General features: G+C 61.5%; 5 protein-coding genes and 1 pseudogene. 5 read left to right on the top strand and 1 reads right to left on the bottom strand.

Going from position 1 to position 7266, the window contains the following annotated elements:
- The first annotated feature begins 337 nt into the window (after window positions 1-337).
- The 4 genes from ACTHQX_RS21495 to ACTHQX_RS21480 all read left to right on the top strand — a co-directional run bounded on the left by ACTHQX_RS21495 (window position 338) and on the right by ACTHQX_RS21480 (window position 4956).
- The gene (locus tag ACTHQX_RS21495) at window positions 338-2008 is read left to right on the top strand and encodes a GMC family oxidoreductase (RefSeq protein WP_440159278.1); all 1671 of its coding nucleotides are present in this window, start codon (window positions 338-340) and stop codon (window positions 2006-2008) included.
- Between the two features lie 18 nt (window positions 2009-2026).
- Window positions 2027-2740 (top strand): gluconate 2-dehydrogenase subunit 3 family protein, encoded by a 714-nt coding sequence (locus ACTHQX_RS21490; protein WP_440159277.1) that lies wholly within the window; start codon window positions 2027-2029, stop codon window positions 2738-2740.
- An 89-nt stretch (window positions 2741-2829) separates the two neighbouring features.
- On the top strand, window positions 2830-3975 hold the full coding sequence (locus tag ACTHQX_RS21485; RefSeq protein ID WP_440159276.1) for a mandelate racemase/muconate lactonizing enzyme family protein: 1146 nt from the start codon (window positions 2830-2832) through the stop codon (window positions 3973-3975).
- Between the two features lie 102 nt (window positions 3976-4077).
- Window positions 4078-4956, top strand: a complete 879-nt coding sequence (locus ACTHQX_RS21480; protein ID WP_440159275.1) for an SMP-30/gluconolactonase/LRE family protein — start codon at window positions 4078-4080, stop codon at window positions 4954-4956.
- Here ACTHQX_RS21480 and ACTHQX_RS21475 read toward each other — a convergent pair.
- Window positions 4953-5853: pseudogene (locus ACTHQX_RS21475) on the bottom strand (IS5 family transposase). The gene ACTHQX_RS21480 and the pseudogene ACTHQX_RS21475 sit on opposite strands and share 4 nt — an antisense overlap.
- A 142-nt stretch (window positions 5854-5995) precedes the next feature.
- On the opposite strand from ACTHQX_RS21475, the gene ACTHQX_RS21470 reads away from it, so the two are divergent.
- The gene (locus tag ACTHQX_RS21470) at window positions 5996-7006 is read left to right on the top strand and encodes a 2-hydroxyacid dehydrogenase (protein ID WP_440159274.1); all 1011 of its coding nucleotides are present in this window, start codon (window positions 5996-5998) and stop codon (window positions 7004-7006) included.
- Window positions 7007-7266 lie beyond the last annotated feature (260 nt).

The raw sequence follows: 7266 nt of genomic DNA, 5'->3' as shown, positions 1-7266 counted from the left end.
TCGATCTTCCCGACTTCACGCGCGCGATCATCGCCTACCTCGAAGGCCGCCCGACCGAAACCGAACACGCCACACACAACCGTGCGACGGACCTGGCCGGCGACCCGGCCGGCACGCGATACGAAACCGGGGCGTCCGTCTCATAGCGGATGCGGCCATCCCCGAGGGCTGAAGCGACAGTACGTATTGACCCGCGGATTTGTGCGGACGGGCCGCGCTCCCGGGAGGTCGGCGGTACGCGGCCCAACCGCGCAGCACCAGTTCCTGCAGCGGAGAACTGAAAAGACAGCAGGTATGGACGGCATGTGGTGCCGTCATCGAACTTAGGAGAATCGCAGTGGCTACAACGAAGAAGCCTGAACCCGTTGACGCCGTCGTCGTCGGACTGGGTGCCAATGGCGGTACAGCGGCGAAAGTCTTGAGCGAGGCAGGGCTGAAGGTGGTCGGTTTTGACCGCGGCCCTTGGCTTCGCGCCCACGAACACTACTCCGGAGACGAGCTGAAATTCGTCAACCGCAATTACATGTGGCCTGACCCGACGCTGTTCCCACGAACCCTCCGCTATGCGGAGGATGAAGTGGCGCAGCCGTTCTCGTTCTCCCCGACCCCCCAGATGGTCGGCGGCGGGACGAATCACTGGGCGGGCTGGGTGCCCAGGCCGCGGGAATCGGACTTTATGCTGCGCTCCCTCCATGGCGACGTCGACGGCATGAACCTGGCCGACTGGCCGTTCCGATACGAGCACTTGGAGCCCTACCTGACGAAAGTCGAATGGGCGTTCGGGGTCTCAGGCATCGCCGGTGCCGATAAGTACGAGCCTTACCGTTCTAAGGGATACCCGAGCCCGCCCCTGCGTCCGACCCGTTACGGAAAACGCTTCTATGACGCGTGCAACAAGATGGGTATCAACGCATTTCCGATCCCCCATGCGATGGTCACCAACAACCACAACGGACGTGACCCGTTCAACAAAACGAGTTTCTGGAACCAGTACGGTGATCCCTCCGGCGCCCGGTCCAACGTCCTGACCACCTTCATCCCGGACGCGCTGGCCACGGGAAACTTTGAGGTCCGCGCAGAAAGCTTCGTCCGCGAAGTCAAGATCGGCAAAGACGGCAAGGCCACCGGCGTCCTCTATGTGGACCCGGACGGAAATGAGGTCGAGCAGGACGCCAAGGTCGTCATCCTGGCCCTGGGTGCGATCGAATCTGCTCGCCTGATGTTGCTCTCCCGCTCTTCGCAGTTCCCGGATGGGCTGGGGAACAGCTCCGGGCTGGTGGGAAAGAATGCGACATTCCACGAATACCTGTTCGCCGTCGGGCTGTTCGACAACGAGATCGACGAGCCGTTGAACGGCTTTGCCGGAAACTACATCTCCGGCGGATCCCTTGAATTCTACGAAACTGATGAAAACCGGGGACACATCGGCGGGTGCATCATTTCAGCCTCGCAAACCTGCCATCCGGTTAACTGGGTCTTCCCGGGCCGCCCCACGTGGGGTGACGCCCTCAAGGACGCGGACCGAAATTATTTCAACTACGCCATGAAGATCGGCCTGATCCTTCATGACATGCCCGTGGAATCAAACCGGGTCGACCTTGACCCTACAGTTAAGGACGCATGGGGGCTGCCCGTTGCCCGGATTACCCACCGGCCACATGCCAACGACATCGCCATGGGCAAATGGCAGGTGGACAAAAACGCCGAAATCCTCGAGGCTGCCGGTGCCCGTAAGACGGTCCCGGTCTACCTGGACAAGATGACCGGCAACACCTGCCACCAGCATGGCACGGCCCGCATGGGCGTAGACCCGTCCAAGAGTGTGCTCAATGAATGGGGCCAGTCCCACGACGTCGACAACCTGTTTGTTGTTGACGGCTCCGGCTTCCCGACCGCTACCGGCGTGAACCCCACGTTGACCATGATGGCCAATGCCTGGCGCTGCTCGGACTATATTGCCACCACCTACGCCAAGGGCCGGGTCGAACGGCTCGCCCAGCCGGCCTGACGGAAAGGACACGCTGAAATGACACTGAAATCAGAATGGGAAATCGTCGGCGAACCCGTGGACCCGAATTCGACGGAGCGGCACTTCTTCACCGAACACGAATGGAACACGGTCGAGGCTGCAACCGCACGCATCATGCCCACTGACCAGGACCCGGGCGCCAAGGAAGCCCGGGTGGTCGTCTTCATCGACCGGTACGTGTCGGGGATCGGCTATATTTTCGCGGCAGCGGACGGCTCGGGGTTCCTGAAGCTGTCAGGAAAGCATGCCGACGCGTGGCGTGGCCGGCAGTTCAAGATGCAGGAGCTTTACCGTGAAGGCGTCAAGACTTTGGATGGCATTGCGCGGAACGTGGACGGAAAGAACTTCGTCGACCTGGACGAGGAACAGCAGGACCAGGTGCTGATTGCCCTTTCAGGGGCTCCAAAGCCGATCAAGGTCACCCTAGGCACCAAGGAACCCGTCACGACGTTCCTCCAGGGATCGTTCGATGAGAACCTTCCGTTCTTTGACACACTGTGCCTGCACACCCGCCAAGGCTTTTACGGCGACCCGGTGTACGGCGGCAACAAGGATCAGATGGGGTGGAAAACCATCGGATTCCCTGGTCCGAAATCGCTCAAGGACACCATGGACGGGACTTACGACACCACGGAGTACTTCTATGACGGCGACTACGACTGGTACGACCTGATCCCGCACCTGCAGCAGTCGGTTCCCCGCGATCACTAACCCTAAAACACGGAAGGCGGTCCGGTATTTCCCGAAGTGCCGGGCCGCCGTCGGCAGAAGTCGCGACACCCGCGAAAGGACCTAAGAGCATGAAAATAACAGAGGTAAAGGCTTTCCCCGTCGGGGTGCCGCTGGATGAGCCGCTTCGCTGGGGCGCGATGGAAGTGAACGTCAAAGGCGGCATCATCGTTCGGGTAAAAACCGACGAAGGCATCGAAGGGATCGGTGAAGCCGGATTCTCGGCCGAATACTTCCCCACCGTGGGTCCCATCATCAACCACCAGCTGGGTCCCATGCTCATTGGGCGGGATCCACTGGACGTTGCGTCCATCTGGCAGGACATGCTCAATGCCACACACATGTGGGGCCGCCGGGGGATCGAGACCTACGCGCTGAGTGGCATCGACATCGCCCTGTGGGATCTTCTCGGCAAGGCAAGCAACCAGCCTGTCTACCGCCTCCTGGGAGCCTCGAAGTCGAAGGTGAAAGCGTACTACGCGCCGTCCCTAAAGCCGACCGAGCAAATAGTTGAAGAGTCTATAGCCGCCGTTGAGCAGGGTTTCTTCGCCATGAAGCTGCGTAATGGTCCGAGTCTGAGCAAGGGCGTGGACATGGTCGCCCGGGTCCGCGAGGCGGTCGGGCCCGACGTTGACATTATGGTCGATGCGAACATGGCCTTTGACCGCCGGGAGGCGCTCACCCTTGCCACCGAACTCGAGCAATTGGGCGTGTTGTGGCTGGAAGAACCCATTCTTTCCCGCAGCCTCACCCAGTACATCGACGATCATTCGTGGCTCTCTGACCGCGTGTCGCTCAAACTCGCCGGCGGCGAATCACTGCTTACCCGCTACGAGTACCTCGACCTTCTGCGCAAGCGGACCTTTGATGTCCTTCAGCCGGACTGCACCAGCGTTGGCGGAATTTCCGAATGCAAGCGGGTGGCCGATATGGCCAGCTCCTGGAACTTGTGGTGCGTCCCCCACATTGCCTGCAGCTCCGGAACCGGGGTGGCTCTGGCCGCAGGGCTTCATATGATTCTGAGCTGCGAAAATGCGCCAATGATCGAATTCGACGCCTACGGGGGCCCCGGTTGGGACGGGCTGCTGGAACAGCCCCTCACAGCAACCGGGGGATACGTTGAAGCACGTGAGGTTCCCGGGCTGGGCATCGACTTCGCAGATGGCGCCTTGGAAAAATACACGCTGACCGACGCACGGTTCGCCTCGGCTGCGTGAACGACACAAGTGGTGACGCTGGTGTCGCGCGTCCGGAAGATGCGCGACACCAGGACCTCTTGACCGCACCGGACTAAAACCGCCGTTTGGAGATTCCTCATCATGAAAAGCAGGCACGTCGACATTGCCATCGATGCCGGAGCGGATCTTGCCGAGGGGCCGTGGTGGGACGAGCAGCGGCAAGAACTGCTGTGGGTTGACATCTTTGCCGGCAGGATTCACCTGCTCGATCCCGCATCAGGCCTGGACCGCAGCATCGACGTTGGCCAACCGGTTGGCATGGTCGCCCGGCGCCAGTCAGGGGGACTGGTTTGCGCAGTACGCGACGGGATCGGTTTCATCCACCCCGATGGGAACGCCTTCGAGCTCGCCGTCCCCATAGAGTCCGACATTACCGGTAATCGGATGAATGATGGCGCGTGTGATCCTGCAGGGCGTCTCTGGGCCGGGACCATGGCCACGGACCTTTCACCATCGGCCGGGAGCCTCTACCGGATCAGTAGCACACTCCACGTGACACCGGTACGCCCGAACGTTTCTATTTCAAACGGCTTGGACTGGTCCCCCGACGGCCAAACCTTCTACTTCACCGATTCGTCGACCAGAAGGCTGGATGCCTACGATTTTGATATCGAATCCGGCCAGATCAGCAACGGCCGCGTTCTGGTGGATCTGCCCCATCCTGTCGCCACGCCGGACGGAATGGCGGTCGACGCCGAGGGAACCATTTGGGTGGCCATGTGGGACGGGGGTTGTGTCCAGCGCTTCAGCCCCGAAGGCGTGTTGCTGGAAACACTCGGCTTGCCTGTTAGCAGGCCGACCAGTGTCGCCTTCGGCGGCCCCGCTCTCAATCAGTTATTCATCACCTCAGCCCGCAACGGCCTGACGCCCCGGCAGCTACAGGACCAGCCCCATGCAGGTTCAATCTTCGTCCTGGAGCCGGGCGTCACGGGAAAATCCCCGTACTCTTTCCACGGCTAGATCGTGTCTCCTAAAGCTGTCCGCCAGATGCTAATTGCCCGGAGAACGGCTCCTACGCGGTAGGTGAGTGCGAGTTTGTCGTAGCGGGTTGCCAATGCCCGCCACTGCTTGAAGGTGTTGAAACTCCGTTCAACGACGTTTCGGCCTTTGTAGTCCTCTTTGTCGAAGGCCGGAGGTCTGCCGCCGGTGGAGCCGCGTCGTTTTCGATGACCGATCTGGTCGGATGGTTGCGGGATTACAGCCGTGATGCCGCGGTCGCGGAGGTGCGCCCGGATTGCCCGGGATGAGTAGGCCTTGTCACCGCGGACACGGTCCGGGCGGGTTCTTGGCCTGCCCGGACCAGTGCGGTTGATCTTCAATTGGTCCATCAGGTGGGTGAACATCGGCGCGTCTCCGCCCTGCCCGGGGGCGATCAGCAGCACTAATGGCCTGCCTTTACCGTCGACCAGGGCGTGAATCTTGGTACTCAACCCGCCGCGCGAACGGCCAGTCGCATGATCGTCTGGTTCTTCAAACAGATTCATGTAATTCGACCGGGCCCCTGTGGCGCGGGGAAGGTTAGTGCCGTGCTGGTGGGCGCGGTTCACCGTCAAGTCCACTGAAATCGACCAATCCACTTCATGCCGGGCGTCAGCTTCCGTGAGCAGCTTGGCCAGGATTTTGTCCCCGGTGCCGTCGCCGCTGTAGCGGCGGTGCCGCTTCCAGATGGTCTGCCACGGACCGAACTCGGCCGGCACGTCACGCCAAGCGATCCCGCATCGGTACCGGTAGATGATGCCTTCCACCACGCGCCGGTCGTCCCGGAAGGAACGGGGGACCGCGGCGGCCAGCTGAAGTCGGCAGCAACGGCTGAATGCGGGCCCACTGACCATCAGTCAGAACAGAAGTACGAGACACTCATCCAGCATCCCGAACAACTGACCCAGACTTTAGGAGACACGCCCTAGCTAGGCCCGCACCACACCGGGAGCCAGTGCCGGTTGCCGCAGAGCCACCCGGCGAAGGGCACGTCCAGTAAAGAGCCCTAGGAAACGACACCATGAAAATCGTCATCGCCGACCCTAGCCTCATCGTCCACCGCCCCGCCTTTGAACTGGGGGTTGCTCCGGGAACGGTCATCTCTTGGCACAGATCCTGGGATGATTCCGGCGTACTGTCCGCGCTCAGGGACGCCGATGTCTTCGTCGGACCGCGCCTGACCAAGGCAATGGGAGCAGGGGCCAACAGACTCCAGCTGATTCATACCGCCGGCGCCGGCTTCGACGGCATCGAGCCGGAGGCCCTCAACACCGGAGCTGTGTGCGCGAACACCTTCCACCATGACGGATCGATCGCCGAATACGTGGCCACTGTCCTCGTCGCACTCCGGCGCGACCTCATGCGCCAGGACGCAGCCTTGCGGAAAGGCAAGTGGCACTCGAGCGTCTATTGCCGAGGCCTGCGTCAGCCCAAAACGCTCCGGGGTGCGGTTGTGACATTCCTCGGCTTCGGTCACATCGGGGCCGCCTCATGGAAGCTCCTGCAGTCCTTCGGCGCCGAAGGCCTCGCCGTCACCCGGACGGGATCAGTCGACGCGAAAGCACACGGGCTCCGGTGGGCCGGATCCGACGAGGATTTGCTCAGGGCCCTGATTGAATCTGACGTTCTCGTGATCAGTACCCCTCTGACGCCGGAGACCGCTGGGATCATCGGGGCAGCCCAGCTGGACGCATTGGGACCCGAAGGCCTTTTGGTCAATGTGGCGCGCGGTCCCGTTGTGCAGGAGGAAGCGCTTTATTCCGCGTTGAAACATCACGGCATTGCCGGAGCGGCCATTGATGTCTGGTATCGGTATCCCGAACCCGGTGGCATTGGAAAATCAAGCACCCTGCCCTTCGAATCCTTGGACCATGTCATCATGACGCCGCACTCTTCGGCGGTCACCGAAGAGACCTTCAGAGGCCGATCCAAGGAAATCATTGAGAATATCAACCGGCTCGCCGCCGGCCAGCCAGTGCGGAATGTCGTGATGACGGGCCCGCCCCGTTCCGCTGCGGAACCGGCATCATGAAATCTTGAAGATGCCGCGAACCAGGCGGGTCCGGACACCGGTGAAGGAGCTTCCTTCCCGCCGCGGTTCCCTGAGCACTACCGTTGGCGCTCACCGGGTTAAATCGCCGCGTGGTTGCTGAAACTGAATAGAGGGATTACCTGCAGGCGTGATTGCATGGCCGGTGACCTGCAGCGCCCGCCTTGCCCCGTCCGCCGAAACCTCGTCGGCCGGTAACCCAATCCTTCTGGACCTGCAGCAGCTCGTCCTTTAGGACGAGC

The sequence above is a fragment of the Arthrobacter sp. SAFR-023 genome (genome assembly GCF_051965295.1).
GTDB lineage: Bacteria > Actinomycetota > Actinomycetes > Actinomycetales > Micrococcaceae > Arthrobacter.
Note: the sequence above shows the minus strand (reverse complement) of the source record. Positions and strands in the feature narration are given on the sequence as shown.